At 67.7% G+C, this 25,065-nt stretch carries 22 protein-coding genes; 4 read left to right on the top strand and 18 right to left on the bottom strand.

The features are described from left to right. Nucleotides 1-84 precede the first annotated feature (84 nt). Genes AB1634_00850 through AB1634_00840 form a run of 3 tightly spaced genes read left to right on the top strand, consistent with a single transcriptional unit; the run spans nucleotide 85 to nucleotide 3,338 of the window. Nucleotides 85-1,326: an aspartate kinase gene (locus AB1634_00850; GenBank protein ID MEW6218067.1), complete on the top strand. Its 1,242-nt coding sequence runs from the start codon at nucleotides 85-87 to the stop codon at nucleotides 1,324-1,326. A gap of 37 nt (nucleotides 1,327-1,363) precedes the next feature. Then, on the top strand, nucleotides 1,364-2,974 hold the full coding sequence (gene cimA / locus AB1634_00845) for a citramalate synthase (protein ID MEW6218066.1): 1,611 nt from the start codon (nucleotides 1,364-1,366) through the stop codon (nucleotides 2,972-2,974). A 34-nt stretch (nucleotides 2,975-3,008) separates the two neighbouring features. Beyond that, nucleotides 3,009-3,338, top strand: coding sequence for a helix-hairpin-helix domain-containing protein (locus AB1634_00840; protein MEW6218065.1), 330 nt, complete (start codon nucleotides 3,009-3,011; stop codon nucleotides 3,336-3,338). A gap of 403 nt (nucleotides 3,339-3,741) precedes the next feature. On the opposite strand, the gene AB1634_00835 is transcribed toward AB1634_00840, so the two are convergent. The 15 genes from AB1634_00835 to AB1634_00765 all read right to left on the bottom strand — a co-directional run bounded on the left by AB1634_00835 (nucleotide 3,742) and on the right by AB1634_00765 (nucleotide 21,383). Further along, entirely contained in the window at nucleotides 3,742-4,302 is a 561-nt protein-coding gene (locus AB1634_00835) for a PEP-CTERM sorting domain-containing protein (protein ID MEW6218064.1), read from the bottom strand. A 61-nt stretch (nucleotides 4,303-4,363) separates the two neighbouring features. Then, a complete protein-coding gene (locus AB1634_00830) occupies nucleotides 4,364-4,918 on the bottom strand; it encodes a VPLPA-CTERM sorting domain-containing protein (protein ID MEW6218063.1) in 555 nt (184 codons plus the stop codon). Nucleotides 4,919-5,139: 221 nt separating this feature from the next. Next, nucleotides 5,140-8,208 carry a S8 family serine peptidase gene (locus tag AB1634_00825; GenBank protein MEW6218062.1) on the bottom strand — a complete coding sequence of 1,023 codons (3,069 nt, stop codon included), beginning with the start codon at nucleotides 8,206-8,208 and terminating at the stop codon, nucleotides 5,140-5,142. A gap of 1,070 nt (nucleotides 8,209-9,278) precedes the next feature. Continuing rightward, nucleotides 9,279-9,923 carry a histidinol phosphate phosphatase domain-containing protein gene (locus tag AB1634_00820; protein MEW6218061.1) on the bottom strand — a complete coding sequence of 215 codons (645 nt, stop codon included), beginning with the start codon at nucleotides 9,921-9,923 and terminating at the stop codon, nucleotides 9,279-9,281. Nucleotides 9,924-9,946: 23 nt separating this feature from the next. Beyond that, nucleotides 9,947-10,441: a bifunctional nuclease family protein gene (locus tag AB1634_00815; GenBank protein ID MEW6218060.1), complete on the bottom strand. Its 495-nt coding sequence runs from the start codon at nucleotides 10,439-10,441 to the stop codon at nucleotides 9,947-9,949. A 14-nt stretch (nucleotides 10,442-10,455) separates the two neighbouring features. Further along, nucleotides 10,456-11,793, bottom strand: a complete 1,338-nt coding sequence (miaB, locus tag AB1634_00810; GenBank protein MEW6218059.1) for a tRNA (N6-isopentenyl adenosine(37)-C2)-methylthiotransferase MiaB — start codon at nucleotides 11,791-11,793, stop codon at nucleotides 10,456-10,458. Further along, nucleotides 11,790-13,004 carry a TolC family protein gene (locus AB1634_00805; GenBank protein MEW6218058.1) on the bottom strand — a complete coding sequence of 405 codons (1,215 nt, stop codon included), beginning with the start codon at nucleotides 13,002-13,004 and terminating at the stop codon, nucleotides 11,790-11,792. Before AB1634_00805 ends, miaB begins: the two co-directional genes overlap by 4 nt. Nucleotides 13,005-13,109: 105 nt before the next feature. Further along, nucleotides 13,110-13,337 carry a DUF4911 domain-containing protein gene (locus AB1634_00800; GenBank protein MEW6218057.1) on the bottom strand — a complete coding sequence of 76 codons (228 nt, stop codon included), beginning with the start codon at nucleotides 13,335-13,337 and terminating at the stop codon, nucleotides 13,110-13,112. Nucleotides 13,338-13,417: 80 nt separating this feature from the next. Continuing rightward, a complete protein-coding gene (gene purB / locus AB1634_00795; protein MEW6218056.1) occupies nucleotides 13,418-14,860 on the bottom strand; it encodes an adenylosuccinate lyase in 1,443 nt (480 codons plus the stop codon). A gap of 178 nt (nucleotides 14,861-15,038) precedes the next feature. Beyond that, complete coding sequence (recJ, locus tag AB1634_00790; protein ID MEW6218055.1) at nucleotides 15,039-16,775, bottom strand: single-stranded-DNA-specific exonuclease RecJ; 1,737 nt, start codon at nucleotides 16,773-16,775, stop codon at nucleotides 15,039-15,041. Beyond that, nucleotides 16,753-17,337 (bottom strand): AmmeMemoRadiSam system protein A, encoded by a 585-nt coding sequence (amrA, locus tag AB1634_00785; GenBank protein ID MEW6218054.1) that lies wholly within the window; start codon nucleotides 17,335-17,337, stop codon nucleotides 16,753-16,755. Before amrA ends, recJ begins: the two co-directional genes overlap by 23 nt. 11 nt (nucleotides 17,338-17,348) lie before the next feature. After that, nucleotides 17,349-17,903, bottom strand: coding sequence for a CDP-alcohol phosphatidyltransferase family protein (locus AB1634_00780; protein MEW6218053.1), 555 nt, complete (start codon nucleotides 17,901-17,903; stop codon nucleotides 17,349-17,351). Next, nucleotides 17,900-18,868 carry a tRNA (adenosine(37)-N6)-dimethylallyltransferase MiaA gene (miaA, locus tag AB1634_00775; GenBank protein MEW6218052.1) on the bottom strand — a complete coding sequence of 323 codons (969 nt, stop codon included), beginning with the start codon at nucleotides 18,866-18,868 and terminating at the stop codon, nucleotides 17,900-17,902. The genes AB1634_00780 and miaA overlap by 4 nt, the downstream gene beginning before the upstream one ends. Next, entirely contained in the window at nucleotides 18,852-19,916 is a 1,065-nt protein-coding gene (locus AB1634_00770) for a hypothetical protein (GenBank protein MEW6218051.1), read from the bottom strand. The genes miaA and AB1634_00770 overlap by 17 nt, the downstream gene beginning before the upstream one ends. A 48-nt stretch (nucleotides 19,917-19,964) precedes the next feature. Further along, nucleotides 19,965-21,383 (bottom strand): MBOAT family O-acyltransferase, encoded by a 1,419-nt coding sequence (locus AB1634_00765; GenBank protein ID MEW6218050.1) that lies wholly within the window; start codon nucleotides 21,381-21,383, stop codon nucleotides 19,965-19,967. 149 nt (nucleotides 21,384-21,532) lie between these two features. On the opposite strand from AB1634_00765, the gene AB1634_00760 reads away from it, so the two are divergent. Then, complete coding sequence (locus tag AB1634_00760) at nucleotides 21,533-21,877, top strand: histidine triad nucleotide-binding protein (GenBank protein MEW6218049.1); 345 nt, start codon at nucleotides 21,533-21,535, stop codon at nucleotides 21,875-21,877. 22 nt (nucleotides 21,878-21,899) lie between these two features. Here the strand turns inward: AB1634_00760 and AB1634_00755 are convergent, their stop codons facing one another. The 3 genes from AB1634_00755 to AB1634_00745 form a co-directional block, all read right to left on the bottom strand. Beyond that, nucleotides 21,900-23,333 (bottom strand): sensor histidine kinase, encoded by a 1,434-nt coding sequence (locus tag AB1634_00755; GenBank protein ID MEW6218048.1) that lies wholly within the window; start codon nucleotides 23,331-23,333, stop codon nucleotides 21,900-21,902. Nucleotides 23,334-23,344: 11 nt separating this feature from the next. After that, complete coding sequence (locus tag AB1634_00750; GenBank protein ID MEW6218047.1) at nucleotides 23,345-23,881, bottom strand: hypothetical protein; 537 nt, start codon at nucleotides 23,879-23,881, stop codon at nucleotides 23,345-23,347. Nucleotides 23,882-23,924: 43 nt separating this feature from the next. After that, nucleotides 23,925-25,065 (bottom strand): DUF3458 domain-containing protein (locus tag AB1634_00745; GenBank protein ID MEW6218046.1); only part of this gene is annotated, 1,141 nt, incomplete at its 5' end.

Here is a 25,065-nt window from a genome sequence, read left to right as displayed (position 1 = left end):
GGCATGGAGATGGCAGCCACTGTGGCCGATGGCTCAAGACCGGCCCTGGTCCGCGATCATGGAGGACAGGAGAACAGGACGCAGATGTCACTCATCGTGCAGAAGTTCGGCGGCACCTCGGTGGCCAATCCGGACAAGATCAAGGCGGTGGCCGCCCGGGTGGCCGAGTACAAGAAGAAGGGACACGACATGGTGGTGGTGCTGTCCGCCATGGCCGGCGAGACCAACCGCCTGGTGGCCCTGGCCCAGGCCATGCAATACCGGCCCGACCCCCGGGAGATGGATATGCTGCTCGCCACCGGTGAGCAGGTGACCGTGCCGCTTTTTGCCATGGCCATGAAGGCCCTGGGTCTGGACGCCGTCTCCTTCCTGGGCTCCCAGGTGCGCATCCTCACCGACGCCATGCACACCAAGGCCCGGATCCTGGCCATCGACCAGGCCCGGATCCGGGACGAGCTGGCCGCCGGCCGGGTGGTCACCGTCGCCGGCTTCCAGGGGGTGACCGGCGGCGGCGACGTCACCACCCTGGGCCGGGGCGGCTCCGACACCACCGCCGTCGCCCTGGCCGCTGCCCTGGCGGCTGACACCTGCGAGATCTTCACCGATGTGGAGGGCGTCTACACCACCGATCCCAACCTGTGCCCGGAAGCCAGGAAGATCGACCGCATCTCCTACGATGAGATGCTGGAGCTGGCCAGTCTCGGCGCCAAGGTGCTGGATATCCGCTCGGTGGGCTTTGCCAAGCGCTACAAGGTGCCGTTGCACGTCCGTTCCACTTTTGTCGCGACCCCCGGAACCTGGGTGGTGGAGGAGGATCAGCTCATGGAGTCCATGCTGGTATCAGGCGTCACCTACAGCAAGAACGAGGCCCGGATCACCATTGCCAAGGTGCCGGATCGGCCCGGCATCGCGGCCCGGATCTTCTCGCCGGTCTCCAAGGCCGGCATCCTGGTGGACATGATCATCCAGAACACCCGGGCCGGCGAGATGACGGATCTCACCTTCACCGTGCCCCGGGGCGACTACGAGACCGCCCTGGAGATCGTCAAGAAGGTGGCGGACGAGATCGGCGCCGAGCAGGTCTCCGGCGCCGAGCGCATCGCCAAGGTCTCCATCGTCGGGGTCGGGATGCGCAACCATCCAGGGGTGGCCACCACCATGTTCCAGACCCTGGCGAAGGAAGGCATCAACGTCCAGATGATCAGCACGTCGGAGATCAAGATCTCCTGCGTCATCGACGAGAAATACACCGAGCTGGCCGTGCGGGCCCTGCACGAGGCCTTCGGCCTCCATGCCGGCAAGGCCCCGGTGGCGGCGGGAGCCTGAGGGGAGGGACGGAGGACGCTGGGGGAGGGAGACGAGCATGGCCGAGCGCATCAGCATCTACGACACCACCCTGCGGGACGGCACCCAGGCCGAGAACTTCAACCTCTCCCTGGAGGACGCGGTCCGCATCTGCCTGAAGCTCGACGAGCTGGGAATCGATTTCATCGAAGGCGGCTGGCCGGGCGCCAATCCCAAGCACGCCGAATTCTTCCGGGAGATCCGCAGCTACCAGCTCCGGCATGGGGTGGTGACCGCCTTCGGCTCCACCCGCCTCCACCGCAACCCGGCCCACGAGGACGCCAACCTCAAGGCCCTGGTGGCGGCCCGCACCGAGGCGATCACCATCTTCGGCAAGACCTGGGACGTCCACGTCCGGGACGCCCTGCGCATCGGCCTGGACGACAACCTGGCCCTCATCGAGGACTCTCTGGCCTTCCTCCGGCCCCAGGTCCGCCATCTGTTCTACGATGCCGAGCACTTCTTCGACGGCTACAAGCGCAATCCGGAATATGCCCTGGCCACCCTGGATCGAGCGGTGGCCGGCGGGGCCGACTGTCTGATCCTCTGCGACACCAATGGCGGCACCTTGCCCTTCGAGGTGCCGGAGATCATGGCCGCGGTGCGCCGCCACCTGGGTGAAGGGGTCGCCCTGGGTATCCACGCCCACAACGACTCGGAGACCGCGGTGGCCACCTCCCTGGTGGCGGTGACCCAGGGTGCCTCCCAGGTGCAGGGCACCTTCAACGGCTACGGCGAGCGGTGCGGCAACGCCAACCTCACCTCCATCATGCCGGCCCTGACCCTGAAGATGGGCTACACCTTCTTCGCCGCCGACCAGCTGACCCGTCTGGCGGAGGTCTCCCGTTTCGTCAACGAGCTGGCGAACCTGCCGCCCAACAAGTACCAGCCCTATGTGGGCGCCTCGGCCTTTGCCCACAAGGGCGGCGTCCACGTCAGCGCCGTGCAGCGCAACCCCCTGACCTACGAGCATATCGAGCCGGAGCAGGTGGGCAACATCCGCCGGGTGCTCATCTCCGAGCTGTCCGGCCGCAGCAACATCCTGTCCAAGGCCAAGGACTTCGGCATCGATATCGCCAGCACCGATCCGGTGGTGGCCGGCATCCTCGCCGATCTCAAGACGTTGGAGAACCAGGGCTTCCAGTACGAAGGCGCCGAGGCCTCCTTCGAGCTGCTCATGCGCCGCGCCATGGGCACCCACCGCCGCTATTTTGATCTGTTGGGGTTCCGGGTCATCGATCAGAAGGACCGGGACGACGATCATCCCCAGGCCGAGGCCACCATCCGCATCAAGGTCGGGGGCGACACCGTCCACACCGCCGCCCTGGGGGAAGGCCCGGTGAACGCCCTGGACAAGGCCCTGCGCAAGGCCCTGACCCGCTTCTACCCGGATCTTGCCCAGATGAAGCTGGACGACTACAAGGTGCGGGTGCTGCCGGGTGTGGTCGGCACCGGCGCCCGGGTGCGGGTGCTCATCGAGTCCTCGGACCACGAGGCCCAGTGGGGCACGGTGGGGGTCTCCCACGACATCCTGGAGGCCAGCTGGCAGGCCCTGGTGGACAGCATCACCTACAAGCTCATGCGGGACGAGCAGAAGCGTGCCGCCACAGTCCAGCCTCGGGAAGGATAGGGGACCCGACTACCGCCCGCTGGTGCTGGCGGCCTTGGCGGTCCTCGTTGTGATGGCCGGGGCGACCGGCCTGCTTGCGCCGCCCTGGCACCGCCGGCCGCCCCCCCGGCCAGCGCCCCCACCCATTCTCGACCCTCTGCCGGCTCGCCTGCTGCCCCTGTTCTTTCAGCCGATTCCCCTCAACCGGGCCGACGTGCCGGCCCTGGTCGCCATCCCGGGGATCGGCCCGCAGCTGGCGGCGCGGATCGTCGCCCGCCGGCAGGCCCGGGGCGGCCGCTTCGACTCCCTGGACCAGCTCCTGGAGGTGGATGGCATCGGACCTGCCCGGCTCGCCGAGCTTCAAGGAAGCCTGATGCTGGACTGAGTTGCCAGGCGCGAGGCGCACCCGAACGGCACCGGCGCCGGGTGCTGAAATCCCGCGGGCAGCCGGGGCGGCGCCGGGGGATGAATCCCCCGGCTATGGTATCTGCTCTCGCTGCGCGAGGCTTTCAATCGATCCCTTCCGTACAGAGCCACGGAGTGGCGTACCCGTGGTAGGCCGGTCTTTCAAGGCCGGCCGGGCGAGCCGGCGGGATCGGAAGAGGCGGGGGCGACTCGGATGGATGGAGCGCAACGCCAAGACGCTCGCGGCTGGCGGGGCACCGATCCAACGCAAGAAGGGAGGACCGGCAGCGCCGCGGCCGTGGAGGCAGGTACGACTTGAGGCGGCAGGGCCCTAAGCCCAGCCGCCTCGTCGGGCAGAGACAGCGGGAGAGGGGGCCGTCCGGCTACTTGCGGCGGCGCAGGGAAAGAAGCCCGAAGAGGCCCGAGCCCAGGAGCAGTACCGAGGCGGGCACTGGCACGGGGCTGGCATCGTGGATCATGACCATGGTGCCCGAGCTCGGCTGGCCGACGATGTCGGATACCAGGTAGGCATCCACGCCCGCCAGGGGCAGAACATCATACTGGAGGTTGGTCACCACACCCCCGCCACTGAGCATCCCGAATTTGATGCCGAAATCAGGGGTGGCCCCCAGGGAGACGGTCATCGCGTTCGGGGTGAAGCCCATGTACCAGGTGCCGCCAATGTTGCTGAAGTTCACCGTCCGCCGGGTGTTGGTGGGGGTGATCACCCACAGGGCGGATCCAGGGTTGCCCCAGTCGTAGAACGCCATCCGGGGATTCTGGGCGTCCTGAGCGACCAGCACCAGGGCGAACGTCAGAACGTCGTCCTGGGCGTTGTTGAGGTCGTTGGGAATCCAGGCGCCGCCATAGGTGTAGGCGCTCGCCGAGCAGGGCCGGAAGGCCGCCGCCAGCAGCACCAGAGCGATCATTGCCAGCCATCGCATTTTTCGCATCATCTTGTCCTCATCTCGATAGGTTGGTTGCACAACTCGCACCGGAGGAGGCCTAGCTGTCCTGGCGTCGCCGCAGGCCGACCAGGCCCAGCAGCCCGGACCCCAGGAGCCACCCCGCAGCAGGGAGCGGAACGGCATTCACCTGGGCGCCCAGGTAGTCGACGGTCATCCGCTCGAAATCCACGGCCGAATAGAACTCACCCAGGGGCAGATCGTTGGTCGCCAGGGTGATGTCCACGGTACCCCGGATCACCGCGTTGAAGAGCAGGGTGCCCACCAGCCCCGGGCCTGAAATGCCGTTGTCATGGCCGAAGCCGATGCCGTTCAGCTCACCGGGCAGCTCGTCCGGGGCCCGATCGTAGAAGGGCATGCCGATGCCCCCCGGGGTGTAGGACACGTAATCCAGCACCGCATCGTTGTAGAACAGATCGACTCCACCGCCGAAGGTCGCCTCGTCAGTGAAGTCCATGAACATCTGCAGGGTGACCGGATCGCCGACCATCACCGTCTGCGAGGTCGGTGAAAGCCAGATGGTGGCTGCCTGGACGCCGGCCGCCTGGCCGCTGAGCGCCAGCGCCGCAGCCGCGGCAAGGACCATTTTTTTCATTGCCATATCTCCTCGTTCGGGTACGCCATGGTTGATCCAGGGGTCTGACCTCGAAGCCCTTGCCTGAAGGAACCCGTCGTCGCTCGTCGCGCCCTTTCCTCCTTTGCTGGGGTTGAGGGTAGAGCAGGCCGGGCCAGCGCCCTTTGCTCGTGCACCACTCGGTTCGAAGCGCCGGTGCGAGGCCTTGCGAGGGCCTCGCACCGGCCGGGCTCCAGGGGACCTCACGGCACCAGGCCGCTGGGGCCCGGGGGCCGGAGCCAGAAGGACTTCAGTCTCGCCAGGTCGGCGAAGTTCACCATGTTATCACCGTTGAGGTCGGCATCCGGATCGGCAGTGAGCCATTTCGACTTCAGATAGGCGAGGTCGGCAAAGTTGACCACACGGTCGCCATTGAAGTCGGGATCACACATGTTGCCGAAGCCATCGCTGTTCGTGTCGCGCTGGCTGGCGTTCGCCACCAGCGTACAGTTGTCGCAGGCATCCCCCAGGCCGTCGCTGTCCGCGTCGACCTGGCTGGGGTTCACGTGGGCCGGGCAGTTGTCCAGGTCGTCCGGCACCCCGTCGCCGTCCTGGTCCGGTTCACCCAGGGCGGCAGCCAGATTGAGGCGGCCGTCCGTGGCCACCTGGCCGGCCAGGCTGGCCAGGGGATCCACTCCGTCGAGAATGCGCTGGCGGCGCTCGGCGGCGCTGTCGCCCGGATGCTCGGCCGCGGCCAGGGCCACCGCACCGGTCACATGCGGGGTCGCCATAGAGGTGCCGCTCCAGGCCTGGTAGCCGTGGACCGGGGTCGCGCTGACCGGCCCCACCGCCACGTCATCGACGTAGGCACCGTCGCCGGTGATGGTCGCGTCGGAGGTGAGCACAAAGGCGACGTCGAAATCAGGGGTCAGGAATGCATTCGGAATCGGCACGACATAGTCCCGCCAGGCGCCGCCTGTGGACCCCGTGACCCCGCCCATGTACACCCACTCACCGCCGTTGTTCGCCTGCACGTGCTCCCAGCCGGCCCCGCCGGACTCCAGGTCGTCCGAGAAGGCGTAGGTGCCACTGCCATAGCTGTAGAGGGAGACGTCGTCGATGTAATAGCCATCCTCGGTGATGCTGCCGTCGCTCCACAGGTTGAAAGCCACCCGGGCCTGGCTGGTGATGCATTCGGTGGCCAGGCTCGCGTAGATGCCGTACCAGCCGGCAAACTCGCCGGTGAGCGAGCCGAGGTAGGTCCACATCCCGCCACCGTTGCCGCTGCAGTACACGTCCAGATAATCCCAATCGCTCTCGGCTGCCCCGGTAAGAGCAAAGTCAAGCTCGACCCCGGCCGAGCCACCGCCCGAGCTGGCGTTGTAGTGCGCCCAGCCACCCTCTCCGAATTCCAGGGTGTCCCGGAAATGGGTGACGTCGAGGTCCCAGTCGTAAACCCACACGTCATCAATATGGTAGCCGTCGTAGGTGATGCTGAAGTCACTGTCCAGGACAAAAGCCATCCGGAACTGGGCGGTACGAAACTCGGGGGGGATGGCCGGGAAGCCCACCCAGTACCACTGGTCGCTGGCGTCACCGGTCAGATAGTAGCCGCTGTACGTCCAGGAAGCCCCGCCGTCAGCGCTGTAGTACACCAGCAACGAGTCGTAGTCGGCTTCAAGCTGCCCGGTAAGCATGAAATCGAGCGCCACCAGATTGGTCTGGGAAGCGCCGGACAGGTCGATCACCGGGCTCATGAGGACGTTGTACGTTTCGTTGGAGTAGTTGCCGCCGGGGCTGTCCGACCAGGCGTACTCGCCGTTGTAGCTCAGCTCGCTGGTCAGCTGCCATTCCTCGAAGTCGGCACCACCGCCCAGGTCGACGACGGGACTCAGGAGCCAGTTGCTGGTGTTGTTCGAATAGTTGCCGCCGGGGCTGTCGGACCAGGCGTGGGTGGGGCTTAAAGCCTGCTCCTCGGTCAGGGCCCACTCCTCGAGCCCCGCGCCGCCCTGAAAGAAGTAGACGTCGAGCCAGTCGTAATTGCGCTCGAGGTCAAACCGGGAGGAGAACCCGAGGCCGTACTGGCCGGAGACACCGCTCAGGTCCACGGGGTTCGCATAGATGGCGGCGAAGGTGTCGTTGGCGTACTCGCCACCAGGGCTGTCGGACCAGGCGTGGGTGGGGCTTAAAGCCTGCTCCTCGGTGATCGCCCAGGGGGCATCCGCCTGCCACCACTGGGTCATGCCGGACTCCATGTCGTCGGCAAAGGGTCCGCCGGGCAAGAGGCTGTAGTCGATCCAGGAGACGGTGCTCAGCACCTCCTGGCCCGGAGCGCCCAGATCGACGGAGGTGGGCCCGTAGTTGGAAAACCCGGCCAGGTTGTCGGACGAGTCGGTGGCCGCCACGCTCAGGAGGTTGGGACAATCATAGCTGGACGGGTAATGGGGCTCCGTGTCGTTGTTCGTGCCGTCGTTGCCCGCCGCAGCCACAAAAACCACGCCGGCGGCGCCCAGGGTCTCGATGGCGGCCTTCTCGATGGCATCGAAACAGCCGTAACAGCCGAAGGAGGCATTCACCGCCACCACGTTCTCGCCCCGCAGCCGCATCATGAGGATGTAGTCCAGGGCCTCCAGCTCGGCATCGGTGTACATGTAGCCGTCAGCCGCAAAGCCCTTGACCGCCATGACCCGGGCATTCCAGTTCACCCCGGCCACCCCTTGGCCATTGCCGCCCTCGGCGGCGACCGTGCCGGAGACGTGGGTGCCGTGGCCGTGATCGTCCATGGGGTCAGTGTCGCCGTTCCCGGTATCGATGCCGAAGACGTCGTCCACGTAGCCGTTGCCATCGTCGTCGACGCCGTTGTCCGGGATCTCACCCGGATTGCGCCACAGGTTGTCGTCGAGGTCCGGGTGGAGGTAGTTGACCCCCGTATCGAGAACCGCGACCACCACATCCGACGAGCCTGTCTGCCTGTCCCATGCCTCCGGGCCGTCCACATCCGCGTCCTCAACCCCGCCGGTCTGGCCCAGGTTGTGCAGCGGCCACTGCTCGCCAAAGAGAGGGTCATCGGGAAGCGTGGCGCGAAGCTCCTTCCGGTAGTTGAGCGACACGCTCTCCACCTGAGGATGCCGCCGGAGGGCCGCCACCAGACCGGCGGCGCTCTTGCCGGGGGCTCGAAACAGGGCGATCTCCTGGCCGTGTGCCTGGGAAAGGGCGCGGAACCGCTTGGCCTGCCCCAGCCCGTGGGTCGCCGCCACCTCGGTCATCCGGGCCCGGCCGACCCCCTTCTTGAAGCGGACGATGACCTCACCTTCCTTGTATGCAGGCCGCAAGCTCTGGTCCTGCACCTGGGCACCGGATTTGGCAGGAGGCAGAGTGGCCAGCCCGCGGGCCGATTGCCCGTTCAGGTCCGGGCCACCATCCGAGGTCCGCAGCTGCAGCCTGGCCCCCTGGGGGACCTGGGACTGGGGAAGGATGCGCGCCGGTGCGCCGGCCTCGGGCAGCTGGACCTGGGCGCCGGGCAGGCGTGCCGGCCGTGGCGTGGCGCCGGGCTTCGAGCCCACTGCAGGCGCGCTCGGCCCCTGTGGCAGGTGAACGCGTGACCGCCCGCTCAGCTCGGCAGCAGGCGGGGCCGCAGTCGGCTTCGTGGACCCGCCCGCTCTGGGCTGGCCGGTCAACGCCCGTTCGCCGGTCTGCAGCTCCAGGCGGGGAGCATGGGGGAGGTCCCGGGGGGCGGCCGGCGCTGGTTGGGACCAGGCCGGGGCCACCGATCCCAGCAGCAACGCTGCCGGAATCGCCACGGCCGCGTACCTCCGGGAAACACCGCTCAGCGACATCCTCGTCTTCTTCATCACGGGTATTCTCCACGTTACGATCAATTGGCACGCAAAGGCCGCTCCACTGGCCTCGGTCGACACGGCTCACGAACCGGAAAAGCAGGGCCTTCCCACCACCTCCTTCCCCTGGCATCCGGTTCACCGGCACAGCCACTGGCAGGCCACGTGGACCTGGATGCCACCTGGTGATAGTAGTCATACCTCCTATATTTCCCGGACTACTCCTCAATTTCCGGCAGGTATACACTACTTGGAGTGATCGAGTCAAGCGCAAAACATACTGACTGGGGACACCCGTTCCGATCGGGACGGGAGCGGACAGGCTGAGGGCTCGGCAGGAAACGGGCAGCCCGCTCCGGCAACGGCCACCAGAGCGCTTTCGGCGGTCGCGCCGGTCAAGCGGGATGCTGTTGGATGGGGGGAGGGGACAGCGGCAACTCCATTGCCGGCCGGGTCGAGTGGGTGCCGCTCGGCGCGCCACCCATCTTCACTGCCTGCGCTGGCGCGCAAGGGACGAGGGGGCGTGGAATCGGGGCTGGGGGCCCGGCAGGGAACGGGCCGACCGCTCAGCGGCCGGCGGCGAGCGCGGCCATGTCCCGGCGCAGCTTGAGGTAGTGCTCGCGGGTGAGCCCCGCACCCAGGGCCACGGTCTCGGCAAAGGCGGGGGTAAGAAAGTCGCCGGGCGCGTGGCCGTCGGCGCAAACCGCGAGCCGGGCGCCGGCGGCCACTGCCAGGCGGGCAACATGGCCGTTGGTGAGGGAATGGCCCTTGCGGCCGGAGATCTCCAGGAAGACGCCGCGGCTGACCGCCAGGCGGACCTCCTCCTCGCTGATGAAGCCGGGATGGGCAAGAAGGTCCACCCCCGCCTCGATGGCGGCCAGGTTGGTGCCGGGGGCCACCGGCTCCACCGGGGTCTCACCGTGGCCGACCACGATCCGGGCGCCCAGGGCCCGGGCCCGGGAGACCAGCTGGCCGAAAAGGCCCGGCGGCACATGGGTGATCTCCACCCCGGGGATGAGCCGGGTGCGGGTATGGCCGGCCAGCTCGGCGGCCAGCCGAGCCAGGCTGGGGACAATGATCTCCAGGTTGGAGGAGTCGGCATGGTCGGTGATCGCCACCGCCTCGTAGCCCAGGACCTCCACCCGGCGCACCAGCTCCGCCGGCAGCAGCTCGCCGTCACTGAACAGGGAATGGGTGTGGAGATCCAGCATGGGGCACCAGGGCAGGGAAGGGGTCACATCTTGTACTTGCCGAAATCCGGCGGCAGCTTGGCCAGGAGCTCCCGCCACCTCTTGTCGTCTCCCTCGCCGGCCTCGTCCGCCTCAGCCTTGTCGGCCCCCAGGGCGGCCGGCACCCCCTCGTCCACCAGAATCGGGACTTGGCAGCGCAGGGCCAGGGCGATGGCATCGCTGGGCCGGGCATCCACCCGCAAACGGCGGCCGCCGGCAGTGACCAGGTCGATGAGGGCGTAGAAGGTGTTGTCCCGAAGCTCGGTAATCTCGATCTGGGTCACCGTGGCCCCCAGCGCAACAAGGACGTTCCGGAGCAGGTCGTGGGTCATGGGCCGGGGGAAGGCGACCTGCTCCAGCTGGGTGGCGATGGCCGTTGCCTCCAGGACCCCGATCCAGATGGGCAGCACCGCCTGGCCATCGATCTCCTTGAGCCAGACCACGGGGGTGTTGGTCTCCGGATGGATCTGGATGGCGGCGACGCGCATGATAAGGGCCATGAGTGGCAGCTCCTTCAGGTGCCGGCGGCGAAGACGACCCCGCGCAGGGAATGGGCACAGGCCTCCTGGACGCGGACCGGCAGGACGGTCCCCGGGGTGATCCCCTGGGCGAGGAAGTTGACCACCAGATTGGTGGGGGTGCGGCCGGTCCACTGGCCGGCCTGGCGAGCCGGGCCATCCGCCATGACCGGGATGGTCTGGCCCACCAGCTCGGCGTGGCGCTCCCTGGTGATCGCCGCCTGTGACGCCTGGAGACGGGCCAGACGGTCCTGCTGCGTTGCCGCCGGCACCTTGTCGTCCATGGCGGCAGCCCGTGCTGGCGGGCGGTCCGAGTATTTGAACGAGAAGGCGCCATGGAAGCGGACCTCTTCGACCAGGCGCATGGTCTCCTGGAAGTCCGCCTCGCTCTCCCCTGGGAAGCCGACGATGATGTCGGTGGTGAGGGCGACATCCGGCCTCGCCTGGCGGAGGGCCGCCACCCGTTCCAGGTAGGCCTCCCGGGTATAGCGACGGTTCATGCGGGCCAGGATGCGGTTGGCGCCGGACTGGACCGGCAGGTGCAGGTGCGGGCAAAGGACCGCCAGGTCGGCAAACAAGGCCACCAGATCGTCCGAGAGGTCCTTGGGATGGCTGGTGGTGAAGCGCAGCCTGGCCAGGCCGGGCACGGCGGCAACAAGCGTCAATAGGCGCGGAAAATCAACCTGTTGTCTGCCATCCTTTCCGTAAGAGTTGACGTTCTGACCCAGCAAGGTGACCTCCCGGACGCCGTGGCGGCACAGGTGCTCGATCTCGGCCAGGATGTCGTCGGCCGGCCGGCTGATCTCCCGTCCCCGGGTATAGGGCACCACGCAGTAGGCACAGAAGTTGTTGCAGCCCTGCATGATGGTCACGAAGGCCTTGTGGCCAGGGCTTGCGCCTGCGGATCGCGGCAGGAGCATGGGGATCCTGAAGTCGGCCGCCAGAGCGGTTTCCACGCGGGGAGCGCCGCCGGCCTCCAGCTCCCTCAGCAGCGCCGGCAGGCGGTAGATGCCCTGGGGCCCCAGCACCAGATCCACGTGGGGCATCCGCTCACAGAGGGCAGCGCCCTCCTGCTGGGCCACACACCCGGAGACCGCCACCTTGAGACCGGGCCGGCGGCGCTTGCTTTGTCCCAGGCGGCCCAGGAGGCTGTACACCTTCTCCTCGGCCTTGCGTCGCACCGAGCAGGTGTTGATGATCACCAGGTCGGCCTCGCCCATGGCGGCCGTGGGCTGGTAGCCGGCCTCCTGGCAGAGATCGGCCATGAGTGCCGAATCCCGCTCGTTCATCTGGCAACCGAAGGTCTCAATGTAGACCCGCCGTCCGTGCTTCACCCGGCACCACCTCCGTCCAGCACCCCGCAGGCCCAGTCAAGCTCCACCAGAGCGCGGTTGTAACCGTAGAGCGCGTTGAAGTAATTGGTGCGGGCCTGGGTAAGGAGCGTCTGGGCATCCAGGACCTCGGTGGAGGTGGCCAGCTGGGCCTGGTAGCGGGCCTGGCTGAGCCGGTAATTCTCCTCGGCCTGCTCAATCGCCTTCCGGGTCACCCCGATGTTGCCCTCCGCCTCCAACAGGGCCAGAAAGGCCTGCCGGACCTGAACAATCACCCCGTCTTTGATCTGGTCCACCGCGATCTCGGCCTGGCGCCATTCCTGCCGGGCCTGCCCCCGGGCGTCGTCCCGTTGCCCCCAGGACCAGAAGTGCCATTCCAGGCTGGCCTGCACCGTCTTCACCTCCTCCGGTCCGGACGGATAGGGGGAAGCGAAGGGCTCGTCGCCCTGCTTGAGGTACTGAGCCGAAAGGGTGACGGCGGGCCGGAACGGGGCATCCGCCAAGGTGATGCCTTTGTCCGCCCGTTGCACCCCGACCCGGGCGGCCTGGATCTCGGCCCGCCGTTCCAGGGCAAGGGCCAGCACTCCCTCCCAGGTGCGGTTGTGGGGGGCATAGGTGAGGATGTCTGCCACGGCCAGGTCCTGATCCGCAGGCCGGAGCAGAAAGATGTTCAGCCGGGTCCGGGCCAGGGCGGTGCCAAGCCGGGCCCGGGCCCAATCCTGGCGCCCCTGGGCCAGCTGCACCTCACTCAAGAGGAGATCGTTTTTGGGGATAAGGCCCGCATCGAAAAAGGCCTGGGCATCCCGGACGTGGGCCGCCAAGCGCTCCACCGCCTGCTCCGCCTCCGCCTCCACCTTGCCGGAACGGAGCAGCTCGAAATAGGCGGCCGAGACATCCCGGACCACATCCTGCCGGGTGCGGCCGAGATTGAGGCGGGCCTCGTCCACCTCCAGGGCTCGCACATCAACGGTCGTGACCAGGGCCTCGCCCCGGTATACCGGCTGACTCAGGCTGAGACTGTAGCTGAAGTAGCCCTCAGGCCCCAGCAGGCTGGCGTCCGGCTGGTGACGGGCTGTGTACGCCGCCCCCAGGCCGGGGTAAAGATCCTTGCGGGAGACGGACAGGGCCGCCTCCCGCGCCGCCACCTGCGCTTGGCGCAAGGAGAGGTCCCGGCTGCGGTCCAGGGCCTCGGCGACGCAGCCGGGCAGGTCCATGATCCCGGCCTCCGGGCCGGCAGCCCAGGGGCCGGACGGCGGGGTCGCTGCCAGACAAAAACAGAAAAACAATGAGTTGACGTAAGAAGATCGCATGATGTCAAGCTATGCTCGTGGCTCCACCTGCTCCCAGCCGATAGTCTCAGCCAGACAGCCCAGCAGGCTCAGCAGCTCGGCTTCCTGGTCCGGCGACACCAGGATTTCGACGATTCCCAGACGGTTGTCCTGGGTGGTCAGAATCGCCAAGCCGTCGTAGCCCTCGAGGATGAAGCGCAGAAAGCCAATACGCTCCGGAGCAATGCGGGCTCGGTGCCGGCGGCTGGCGTCGGTCATCTTCTTACCACAGTTGGCAGTCGAGCGGCAAACGCTTCTCCGCCAGACCCTGGGGGGCAAAGACAGGGGAGACAAAGGGGCTAGACAAGAATGGTGCTGTCCACGCCGCCCAGCAGGTCCTGGTATCGGGCGAGCCTTGGCGTCACCACCTCTTCCAGATACTCCTCGGTCTGTTGCGGCGCCCGGCCGACAAACTGGCTGGCATCGCCGGCCATGGCCTCCAGCTCGGCGCGGTCAAAGGGGACCCGGGGATCGCCGGCCAGCCGCTCGATGAGGTCGTTGTCACCACCCTCCTCCTTGACCCGGCGGCCGGCCGCCAAGGAATGCTCGCGGATGACCGCATGGATCTCCTGCCGGCTGGCCCCCGCAGCCACCGCCGCCATGAGAATCCTTTCCGTGGCCATGAAGGGCAGCTCCATCCGAAGATGCCGCTCGATTTGTTTCGGAAAAACAACCATTCCATCAACGATATTCAGGTAAAGGCGCAGAATGGCATCCGTCAAGAGAAAGGCCTGCGGGATATCCATGCGGCGAATAGCCGAGTCGTCCAGGGTTCGTTCCAGCCACTGATTGGCGTGGGTCGCGCGAAAGGCTGCCGGCAGGGCCATGAGCTTGCGGGCCAGAGCGGTCATCCGTTCCGAGCGCATGGGATTGCGCTTGTAGGCCATGGCCGAGCTGCCCACCTGCTGGCGCTCGAAGGGCTCTTCTTGCACCTTGAGATTGGCCAGGAGCCGGAGGTCCACCGCGAATTTGTGCGCCGAGGCCCCGATGCCGGCCAAGGTCTCGGCGATCCGGGTGTCCAGCTTGCGGGGGTAGGTCTGGCCAGTGACCGGAAACACCTCGGAAAAGCCGAGCTTTTTTGCAACCAACAGGTCGAGTTGGCGAACTTTTTCGTGGTTACCCTCAAAGAGCTCCAGAAAGGAGGCCTGGGTGCCGACAGTGCCTTTGGCGCCCCGGGCTCGGATCTGCTCCTCCATCTGCTCCAGGGCGTCGAGATCCATCAGCAGGTCCTGGAGGTGGAGGGTGTGGCGCTTGCCCACGGTGGTGGGCTGTGCCGGCTGATAATGCGTATAGCCTAAGGTTGGCAACTCTTTGTATTGCCGGCAAAAATTGGCAAGCTGGCCGACAACGCTCACCAGGGCCTTCTTGAGCAGGGCCAGGGCCTGGCGCTGGATCATGAGGTCGGCATTGCAGACCACGAACTGGGAAGTGGCGCCCAGATGGATGATGCCGGCCGCGGTCGGACACTGCTGGCCGAAGGCGTGGACATGGGCCATGACATCATGGCGGATCTCCCGCTCCTTGGCGGCGGCCACCTCGAAGTTGATCTCCGTGGCGTGGGCCTTGAGCTCGGCGAGCATGGCCTCGGTCACCAGCCGTTCCAGGCCCAGCTCGTGCTGGGCCTCCGCCAGGGCGATCCAGCAGCGGCGCCAGAGGGTGAAGCGGGTGCGCTCGGAGAAGAGCTCCTGCATGGCCCGGCTTGTGTAGCGACTGACCAGAGGGTCCTGGTAGATGTCCTTCATGGCAGATCCTGCTCCTGGAAAGCTACAACCTCATGTTCTCTGCGCGACGCCCCGAATTGGGGCACTTCTTCGCTGGCAGCTCGCGCAAGGACCCTGGGCAATTGCGTCGTATAATATGCATTATGTAAAGTTTTGACTCGGCCTGGATGGCTGGTTGGCGGAGCCGGGCTCCTTCCCCTTACCCCAGGAAACGGACCGCCGACAGCTGCATCTCCCAGCGTTGGATGCCCCGGAAGCTGTTGCGGCGCAGGTGGAAGGCCAGCTGGGCGGCCTCCCCTTGCAGCCGGGGGGCGTAGCCCGCCATGCCGAAACCGATGCCGGTCCAGCGGCGGCCGTCTTCCTGCACCGCAAACCGCAGGTGGGATTTCACCGGGGTCGCTTCCGTCAAGCGGACCCCTTGTGCCGTGGCGAAGACCGGCTCGGGATTGCCGCGGCCAAACGGACCCAGCCGAGCATAGCTTTCCAGAAACTCCGGCCGCCCCAGCTCGGCGAGCCCCGCCTGCCAGTCGATCCACAGCCCATCCGCCGGCGGCAGGTCGAGCAGGCGCTCGGCGGCCAGGCGGTCGATGCGGGCCCGGAATGCGGCCAGATCCTCCAGCCGCAGGGAAAGCCCTGCGGCCATGGCATGCCCGCCGTAGGCCGCCAGCAGCTCCCGGCAATCGTGCAGCAGCTCGTGGAGATTGAGACCAGGGACCGAACGGCCCGAACCCTTGAGGAAAGGGCCACTGCCGCTCATCAGGATGCACGGCCGGCCGAAGATCTCCACCAGACGGGTGGCCACCACACCCAGGACCCCCGGATGCCAGGCCGCGTCATGGAGCAGCAGCAGCGACGGCTGGCGGGCCAGCTCCTGCCGGGCCAAAGCCACCGCCGCCCCGGCCACCTGCTCCTGAATGAGGCGCCGCTCCTGGTTGTCTGCCTCGATGCTGGCCGCCAGGCTGGCAGCTTGGCACGGATCCGTGGCGGTGAGGATCTCCAAAGCCTTGCCCGCATCACCGATCCGGCCTACGGCGTTGAGCCGGGGCGCCAGCCGGAAGGTGATGTCCTCCACCGCCGCCGGACCGGCAAGGCCGGCCGTGGTGGCCAGGGCGGTCAAGCCCGTCCGGGGCCGGGTAGCAAAGGTCTCCAGGCCGGCCCGCACGAAGATCCGGTTGGGTCCGCGCAACGGCACCAGATCGGCTACCGTGCCGATGGCCACCAGATCCATGAGGGCCTTGAGGTTGGGGATCTCGCCGGGCTCCTGCCAGAAGCCATCGCGTCGCAGCCGGCTGCGGATGCCCATGGTCAGGTAGAAGACTACCCCCACCCCGGCCAGCTCCTTGTACGGATACGGACAGCCGGGCTGGCTCGGATTGAGAATGGCGTCCGCGGGCGGCAGCCGGGTGGGCGGCTGGTGGTGGTCCGTGATGATAACCCGATAGCCCAACGCCCGGGCCTGGGCGACCTCGTCGTAATCCGAGATGCCACAGTCCACGGTGATGAGGAGCCCCGGGCCATGGCGCTCGTGGAGCCTGGCCAGCACCGTCGGCCGCAGGCCATAGCCGTCGTGGAACCGGTGCGGCAGCTCCCAGGCCACGTCAGCGCCCAGCTCCCGCAGGAACAGACACAGCACGGCAGCGCCGGTGATGCCATCGGCGTCGTAGTCGCCCACCACGATGATCCGTTGCCGCTGGGCAAGGCCGTCCAGGACCAGATCCACCGCCTCGGCCATGCCTTTCATCAGCTCGGGCGGCGGCAGATCCTGGAGGGAGGGATGCAGGAAGGCCTCAGCCTGCTCGGGGCTGTCGATCCCGCGCCCCCGCAAGAGGACCGCGATGGCCAAGGGCACGCCCACCGCCTCAGCCAGGGCCTGGCAGGGCTGCTGATCCCAGTCCCGGGTCAGCCACGGCCGCTCAGGGCTTGACGCAAAGGTCATGATCGATCTCGGCTTCAGAAAAGATTTCTGCCGTGAATGCCTGAATAAGCGTTCCTTTCTTCATCCAGGCGTCCGGCGGCAGGCCTGCCTTGCGGCAGGTCTGGCCCAGGAAGGTGACCCGGTCCCAGCCATAGTGGCTGGCCACTTGGGGCAAAAGCACGCCCCGAGCCGGACCGCGACTGATCACCAGGCCGTGATGGCCCACCTGGACCTGCCGGGGATCGTCCACCAGCTCCATGGGGGAGAGCACCGAGATCTCAAGGCGCACCAGGCGCAGCTCCTGCGCCGAAAGGGCCGGGAAGCGCGGGTCGTGAAACGCTGCGGCAAGAGCCATCTCCCGGATCGTTTCCACCAGGGGCCGGTCCCCCACCAGGTTGCCGATGCAGCCGCGCAAGGCCCCTTCCACGGTCAGGGTGACAAAGGCGCCGCAGGGCTCTGCCAGGGCGGAGGTGGCCGCGGGTGCCGCCGGGGGCGCCCCGCCCAGAAGGGCGTGGCGGATGACCTGTCGGGCATACCGCAGCAGGGCGGCTTTGTCGGCTGCAGCCAGGGGCGGCAAGGCCATGGCCAATCCCCCTACCTCTTCCCAACCCCATGGTTGGGCTGGCCCAGAAGGGTGGCGCCGATCAGGATGTACTGGAATCCGGACAACAGGGTCATGAGGGCCGTGAGGTTGACCAGAGAACGGCTCAGGAACCAGTACGGGGCCAGGAAGTCGTGGGCCAGATAGAAGAAGACGGTCACGAGCTGACACAGGGTGGTCAGCTTGCTGGCGAAGGTCGGCCGGATGGACACCTTCTTCTCCACCAGCATCAGGACCAGGATGCCTCCCATGATGATGACGTCGCGACTCACCACCACCACGGCCAGCCAGGCGGGCAGAAGGCCGATCACCGCCAGGGTGACAAAGGAGGTGGACAAAAGCAGCTTGTCGGCAATGGGATCGGTATAGGCCCCCAGGGTGGTCTTCTGGCGCAAGGCCCGGGCCAGCAGGCCGTCCAGGCCATCGCTGATCCCGGCCGCCGTGAAGGTCAGGAGGGCCAGATCGAACCGGTGCTCGATGACGAAGATCACGAAGACCGGGATGAGCAGAATGCGCAGCAGGGTCAGGATGTTGGGCAGGTTGATCACCCGCGGGCCCTCGTGCCGGACCGCGGCGCTGCCAAAAACTGGCTGATCCGCTGGGCGATCCCCTCGCCATCGCGGGGATGGTGCCAGACGGTCTCGGCCTGCCGGCGGAACCAGGTCAGCTGGCGCTTGGCGTAGCGGCGGGTGTCGGTGGCGAGGCGTTGGAGGCATTCCTCCCACGACCAGACCCCTCCCAGGTAGGTCAGAACATGACGGTAGCCGATGGATTGCATGGACTTGAGGCCGGCATCATACCCCATTCCCAGGAGATTTTCGACCTCGTTGACAAACCCTTGCTCCATCATACTGGCCACCCGGCGCTGGATCCGTTCGGCCAGCTCCCTCCTCTCCCGGGTCAGCCCCAGGACCAGGATCCGCAAAGCTGCGGGCGCCGGGCCTTGCCGGGCCAGGTGCTCGGACCAGCTGCGGCCGGTTGAGGCATGGATCTCCAGGGCCCGCAGCAACCGCTGATGATCATGGGGGTGGATGCGGGCCGCAGCCTGGGGGTCGACGGCCGCCAACTCGGCGTGGAGGCGGGCCTCCCCTTCCCCGGCCAGCCGGTCACGAAGCTCCTGCCGCACCCGCTCGTCCAACGCCGGCATGGCGAAGAGGCCCTGGCTGAGCGCCCGCAGGTAGAGCCCGGTGCCGCCCACCAGGAGGGGCCAGGCTTGCCGGCGGCGGATCGCCGCCATGGCCTCCCAGGCGTCGGTCACGAAGGCCGCGGCGTGGTATGGCTGGTCCGGATCCACCACGTCGATGAGGTGGTGGCGTACCCGGCGCCGCTCGGCGAGGCTGGGCTTGGCGGTACCGATGTCCATGAACCGGTAGACCTGCATGGAGTCCATGCTCACGATCTCGGCTCCGAGACGCTCCGCCAGCTCCAGGGCCAGATCGGTCTTGCCCACCGCCGTGGGCCCCACCAGGGCCACCACCGGCATCGACTCGGGCAGCTCACTCCCCTCGGCCATGGCTGGCCACCTCCTTCTGGCCGGGTTGGACCAGGTCCAACAAGCCCTCCTCTGCCAGAACCTGCAGGAGGGCTGCGGTGAACGGGCCGGCATCCCGGCCATCCAGATGAGAGCCGTCCGGACAACGGAAGCCAGCCAGCGACGGGTGGTCGGCGTAATGGAGAGCCGGCGCGATCCCGGAGCGCGCCAGCTCATCCCAGTATCGCTGCCGGGGCCAGGTCGCCTCCTCCAGCTCCCGCACCCGGCCATCGGAGGGCAGGCGGACAAACACCACCTGGCCACCCCGGCCATGGAGGCTGCCGGCCAGCGCCCCGATCATGGTCAGTCTTTCGGCAAAGGTGGAGGGATCCAGAGGCCGGGCCGTACGGGCCATCTCCTCCTGGCGCTGGGCACGGCTGGCTGCCAGGCGCTGGCGGTCACCGGCGGCGAAGTCCGCCGCCCGGAAGCGATCCAGGCGCATCGGGGCATAGGGTGGACGGGGCGCGGCGCCATCCGCCCAGGCAGCCCATACCCGACCCGGCTGCAGCCCGGGATAGCGGAAGACCAGGCGTGACTGGCACCAGACCCCCAGGCGGGTGTTGAGGCGATCCGCCCAGGTGGCCTGGTCCGCCTTGCGCACCCACTTGGCCGCCCGGCCCTTTTCAGAGCCGGCATCGGCCAGCCACTGGGGCAACAGGGAGCAGAGCACCAGACCGGCAAAGGACGGATCCTGGGCTAAGTCCGCCAGGACCGGCCACGGCGGGCTGCCATCGATCGCCAGCATGAAGCAAGGCCGTGTCGTCCGCTCGGTCACCAGAGCCGGATCCACCGCCAGCTGGATCCGGGATGCGCCCACCAGGACGATGGCGGCTGGCGCGGTGCGGCTTGCCTGGCGGCGGACCAGCCCCCAGATCCCCGCATCATCCTCCACCGTGGGCCGGAATCCCTGGCCACGCCAGTAGCCCTCCCAGCCAATGAGGGCGGTGCCGGCCAGGAGCAGGGCCACCAGCCACACCCGGGGCCAGGACGGGCTCGGCCGGGACGGAGCGTTCTCCACGCGCTCGCTCATGCCATCCACCACAGGGGCTCGCCTCCGCGGTTGCGCGCTCCTCGGCGCTCAGAACTGGAAATAGATGAAGGCCCGGTCCTCCCCGGGTGCCAGGGCCAAGGCCACCAGGAGAAAACTGATCAGGAGGATCAGAAGCGGGGCCGGCAGGCCTTCCAGCCGCTCGATCAGATCCCGGTGGCGCAGCCACCACTGGCCAGCCAGTAGGGCGATGGTCAGAAAACCGACCAGGGCCATCTCGGCAGCCGGCACCAGCCCGCCCGCCACCGGCCACAGGAGGCGGCAGAACAGCTCGCCGGCGCTGGCCAGATCCGGGGCTCGGAACAGGGTCCAGGCCAGACAGGTCAGGAGACCGGTGCCCAGGACCAGGAGAGGATGGCCCCAGGCCGGCAGCACCCGGGGCCGGCGGGACCACCAGGTTCGTACCCCGTGCTCGCCTGCCAACAGGAATCCATGCAGGCCGCCCCAGGCCACGAAATGCCAGGCAGCGCCGTGCCACAGCCCACCCAGGAGCATGGTGATCATGAGGTTGAAGCCGGTCCGGACCGTTCCCTGGCGGCTCCCGCCCAGGGGGATGTACAGGTAATCCCGCAGAAAGGTGGACAAGGAGATGTGCCAGCGCCGCCAGAAATCCGAGAAGCCGCACGCCGCGTACGGACTGCGGAAGTTGACCGGCAGGTGGAATCCGAACAGCAAGGCTACACCCATGGCGCAGGTGGAGTAGCCGGCGAAATCAAAGAAGATCTGCCCTGCAAAGGCCAGGGTACCGGCCCAGGCGTCCAGGCTGCCGGCCTGCTGCGGTTGGCTGTACACCCGGTCCGCCACCGGTGCCAGCCAGGCATCGGCCAGGACCATCTTCTGCACCAGGCCCATGACCAGAAGCAGCAGCCCCCGGCCGGATTCGGCGCCGCTCGCCCTTCGGCGGGCCGAAAGCTGGGGCAGAAAATCGTGGGCCCGGACAATGGGACCGGCCACCAGCTGCGGGAAGAAGGTGACGTAGACGGCGAAGTCCACGAAGGAGTGCCAGGGGCGGGAACGGCCCCGGTAGATGTCCATGGTGTACGACATGGACTGGAAGGTATAAAACGAGATACCGACGGGCAGGACGATATCCACGGCCGGCGGCTGGAAGGAGATGCCCAGGCTGCCCAGCAGGAGAGCGCTGTTGTCCAGGAAGAACTGACCGTATTTGAAGTACCCCAGAAGACCAAGATTGGCCACGAGACTGGCGACAAGCCCCAGCCGCCGCCGGCGCTGCGTCGGGGCACCGGCGATCAGCCGACCCGCCACCCAGTCGACGAGGATCGACACCCAGAGCAGGAGGACGAAAGGCGGGCTCCAGGCTCCGTAGAAGACGTTGTTGGCCACCAGCAGGAAGGTCTTGGCCAGCCGCCACGAGCGCCCAACAAGGAGGTAGCCGGCCAGGACCACCACAAGAAAGAGCAGGAAGACCAGGGAGTTAAAAACCACGCCTCAGAAACCCCGGCTCGAGCTTTGGGGAAGAGCACGCCGCTTGTCCGCCGAAAAGATTGCCAACGGTCTCTCCGGGCTGGTACCCTGGCGGCCGAGGATCAGCCGTGTCGGTCCAGTCAGAACCTCATCCATCGGAGGTGTCAGCTGTGTCGGATTGTCTGTTCTGCAAGATGGTGCGCGGTGAGATCAAGCCGGACGTGGTCCTGGAGGATGACCAGGTTCTGGCCTTCCGGGACATCCGGCCGCAGGCGCCGGTGCACATCCTGGTCATCCCCAAGCGGCACATTCCCACCACCAACGACCTGGGTGCCGGCGACGCGGCCCTGGTCGGCCACCTGTTGCTGACCGCCGCCGCCATCGCCCGCCAGGAGGGCATCGCGGACTCCGGCTACCGGACGGTGCTCAACTGCAACGCCGATGCCGGCCAGGAGGTCTTCCATATCCACCTGCACCTGTTGGGGGGGCGGCGGCTGACCTGGCCGCCGGGCTGATCGCGGCCTGCCGGGCCGGCCGTCAGGCGGGCAGCTCGCCGCCCGGGTCCGGTTGGGGCAGGGTCACGGTCACGGTGGTCCCCTGCCCCGGCAGGCCCTGGATCCGGATCGAGCCGCTCAAGGCCCGTACCCGCTCCCGAATGCCGATCAGGCCCAGGGAGCGGGGATTGGCCAGCTCCTCCGGCTGGATGCCCCGGCCGTCATCCCGCACCGTCACGGTCACCCCTTCGTCATTGGCCGCCAGCTCGATGTGCACGCTCTTGGCCCCGGCATGGCGGGCCACATTGGTGAGCAGCTCCTGGACCACCCGGAAGATGGTGGTGGCCACGTCGTCGCCCAGCGCCGGGTCTTCCGGCACCGCCTCGACGGTGGCGCGGATCTCGGTGATCCGCTGAAAATCCTCGGCCTGCCAGCGCAAGGCGGCCACCAGCCCTAGATCGTCCAGGATGCCTGGCCGCAGCTCCGAGCACAGACGGCGTACCGTCTGGACGGTATCGTCGATGATGGCGGCCATGGAGCGGGTCTTTTCCAGCAGGGCGGTTTCGGCGGCGGGCAGGCGCTTTTCCACCCAGACCACCCCCATCTTCAGGGCGGTGAGGGCCTGCCCCAGGCGATCATGGGCCTCCCGGGCGATACGGGTCCGCTCATCCTCCCGCACCTGCTGGAGATGCGCCGACAGGTTGCGCAGCTCCACCTGCATGCGCTCCTTTTCTTCCACCTCGCGACACAGGCGCTCGTTGGCCGCGGTCAGCTCCACCGTCCGGGCTTCCACCAGCTCTTCCAGTTGGGCCCGACTGCGGCGCAGCTCCGCCTCGGCGGCGTCCCGGGCGGCAAAAGAGCGGCTGGCTTGACGGGCGCTGACCAGCGCCGCCAGGCTGAGGGCCAACGTTACCCCCAGCACCAGGAGTGAGGAATGGGTGATGAGCCGGTTCACCCGCTCCCAGCGCGGGGTGATGTCGTAGTAGATCTCGAAGGCGCCGGCAAAGCCGTCCTGGTGCATGATGGGCACATAGGTTTCCACCACGTCCCGGGTCACCCGACGATCTTCCAGACTCAGGGTGTCCTTGCGCACGATCTTGGTGTACGGCTGGCCCTGAGCCACGATGTCCCGGAAGTACGACTTGTCGTTCCAGGTGCCGACCTCCAGGGGCTCGGTGGAGAACAGGATCTCCCCTTCCCGCGAGAAGATCTTGATCTTCTGAATCCCGAAATCCCGGACGATGGACAGCACGCCGCGGGCCAGGCCCGGCGGCAGGCTCTGGCGAGAGACCACCCCGACCGGATCCAGAAGGGAGGACGCGATGTGGCTGGCCACCCGGATCGCCTCCTCCTCAGCCTCCAAGGCAGCGGCACGGGTGAAGGCCGGATAGAGAATGGCGGTTGTGTAGAAGGGGAGGAAGGCCACCGCTGCCACCACCACCAGCAGGATGTTGCGCAGGAATACGGATCGGAACATGGACCTCAGGGTCACAGCCCGGCCGCCTGGGCCCGGGCCGCCTTGGGAAACATCATCCGCAGCACCGCTTCGTCGGCCAGCACCTCGAGATACTCGTCATAGGCGGCAGCGAACCAGCTGCCGGCAACACCCCGGTCCAGTATGACGGCAGCGGCCTGTTCCCGCAAGGCCGGATCACGCTCATCCACCGCCCGGCACACGGCGTGGAACAGCCCCTGGCGATCGGCCTCATAGGCCGCCGGCTCCTTGGCCAGAGCCAGCACCGCCTGTTCCAGATCCGGCGGGGGGATGAGGCGCAGCAGGAGGGCCGTATCCCGAACGTCGGCGGCCCGGAGCAGCCGGGTGAGAAGCTCTCTGTCCAGGCTGGCCAGCAGTTCCTCAAGAAGCTGTCTCCTGGTATCCGCGTGGAGCAGCAGCAGGCGGATATACGGAGTGACCTCCTGATCAGCCAGACGGCCGCGGACCAGGGCCTGGGCCAGCCAGCGGACCTGGGCCTGGGGGCTGCGGGCGATGAAGGGCAGGAGGCTTTCGTACCAGCGGCTGCTCATGGCGCGCTCCGGGCCGGAAGGCGGCAGGCTCCCCTTGTGATGTTCAGCCCAAGGCCTTCCGGGCCACCTCGTACACGGCCGGCGCCAGGTCGGGTTGGGCGAGAATCCGGTTCAGCGCTTCCTGCATCAGCCCCTGGCGCCGGTGATCGAAGCGGCGCCAGCGGTTGAGGGCGTGCAACAGCCGGGCCGCCAGCACCGGATTGGTGCGGTTCAGGGCGAGGACCTGGTCGACCAGGAACCGGTAGCCCGCGCCGGATGGATCGTGGAAGCGCAGCTGGTTGCCCAGGGCGAACACGCCTACCAGGGCCCGCACCCGGTTGGGGTTGGCCAGGGTGAAGGCCGGATGCCGCGCCAGGGCCGCCACCTGGGCCATGGTCTCCGGATGGCTGGCCCTGGCCTGCACGGCAAGCCACTTGTTGAGCACCAGGGGATCCGCCTGCCAGTCGTCATAGAAGCGCGCCAGGGCGGCCTGGCGCTCCGGACACGGCTGGTCGGCAAGGATGGCCAGGGCGGCCAGCCGCTCGGTGAGATTTCCCCCGCCGACCGCCTGATCATAACAGCGGGCGCGGACGGACGCATCGTCGCTGGCCATGAGGATCTCCAGACAGAGGCTGCGCAGGCTGCGCCGGCCCATGGCAGCGGGCTCCGGCATGTACGGGCCGGGATCTGCCAGTCGCTGGTGCCAGTCCAGGAGCCGGGGAGCCACGTCCCTGGCCAGGGCAGCCCGCACCGCCTCCCGGGCGGCATGGATCGGTTCCACCTCCACCACCGGCAGGCGGTCGCCCACCATGATCTCCGACGGCAAGGTCAGGCACAAGGCGGCCAGTTCCTCCTCGCCGCCAGCCCGCTCCAGGATCTGGCCCCAGGCGGCTACAAAGTCGGCGGGCACCGCCAGAGGCAGGCCCTGACCGCTGGCCGCCACCAGCCGGACGAGGATCCGCATGGCCATCTCCTGCCCCGCCTCCCAGCGGTTGTACGGGTCCTGGTCATGGGCCATGAGAAACAGCAGGTCCTGCTCGTCAAGGTCCGTGACCAGGCGCACCGGCGCGGAAAAGCCCCGCAACAACGACAGGGTGGGCCGCTCGTGAACGTCCAGAAAGGTGAAGACCTGGCGGCGGCGGCGCAGGTGCAGGACCCTGTCTCCCGCCCCGGCCGCGGCCGGCGCGCCGGCCCGGCGCAGGGGC

This window comes from Thermodesulfobacteriota bacterium (genome assembly GCA_040755095.1).
Classification (GTDB): Bacteria; Desulfobacterota; Desulfobulbia; order Desulfobulbales; family JBFMBH01; genus JBFMBH01.
The sequence above is the reverse complement of the archived record's forward strand: the minus strand, read 5'-3'. Positions and strand labels throughout refer to the sequence as shown.

Coding starts and splice junctions, on each gene's coding strand:
- AB1634_00850 (MEW6218067.1), top strand. CDS start 85: ATGTCACTCATCGTGCAGAAGTTCGGCGGCACCTCGGTGGCCAATCCG.
- cimA (MEW6218066.1), top strand. CDS start 1,364: ATGGCCGAGCGCATCAGCATCTACGACACCACCCTGCGGGACGGCACC.
- AB1634_00835 (MEW6218064.1), bottom strand. CDS start 4,302: ATGCGATGGCTGGCAATGATCGCTCTGGTGCTGCTGGCGGCGGCCTTC.
- AB1634_00830 (MEW6218063.1), bottom strand. CDS start 4,918: ATGAAAAAAATGGTCCTTGCCGCGGCTGCGGCGCTGGCGCTCAGCGGC.
- AB1634_00820 (MEW6218061.1), bottom strand. CDS start 9,923: ATGCTGGATCTCCACACCCATTCCCTGTTCAGTGACGGCGAGCTGCTG.
- AB1634_00815 (MEW6218060.1), bottom strand. CDS start 10,441: ATGGCCCTTATCATGCGCGTCGCCGCCATCCAGATCCATCCGGAGACC.
- AB1634_00805 (MEW6218058.1), bottom strand. CDS start 13,004: ATGGACCTGCCCGGCTGCGTCGCCGAGGCCCTGGACCGCAGCCGGGAC.
- AB1634_00800 (MEW6218057.1), bottom strand. CDS start 13,337: ATGACCGACGCCAGCCGCCGGCACCGAGCCCGCATTGCTCCGGAGCGT.
- purB (MEW6218056.1), bottom strand. CDS start 14,860: ATGAAGGACATCTACCAGGACCCTCTGGTCAGTCGCTACACAAGCCGG.
- recJ (MEW6218055.1), bottom strand. CDS start 16,775: ATGACCTTTGCGTCAAGCCCTGAGCGGCCGTGGCTGACCCGGGACTGG.
- amrA (MEW6218054.1), bottom strand. CDS start 17,337: ATGGCCTTGCCGCCCCTGGCTGCAGCCGACAAAGCCGCCCTGCTGCGG.
- miaA (MEW6218052.1), bottom strand. CDS start 18,868: ATGGCCGAGGGGAGTGAGCTGCCCGAGTCGATGCCGGTGGTGGCCCTG.
- AB1634_00770 (MEW6218051.1), bottom strand. CDS start 19,916: ATGAGCGAGCGCGTGGAGAACGCTCCGTCCCGGCCGAGCCCGTCCTGG.
- AB1634_00755 (MEW6218048.1), bottom strand. CDS start 23,333: ATGTTCCGATCCGTATTCCTGCGCAACATCCTGCTGGTGGTGGTGGCA.
- AB1634_00750 (MEW6218047.1), bottom strand. CDS start 23,881: ATGAGCAGCCGCTGGTACGAAAGCCTCCTGCCCTTCATCGCCCGCAGC.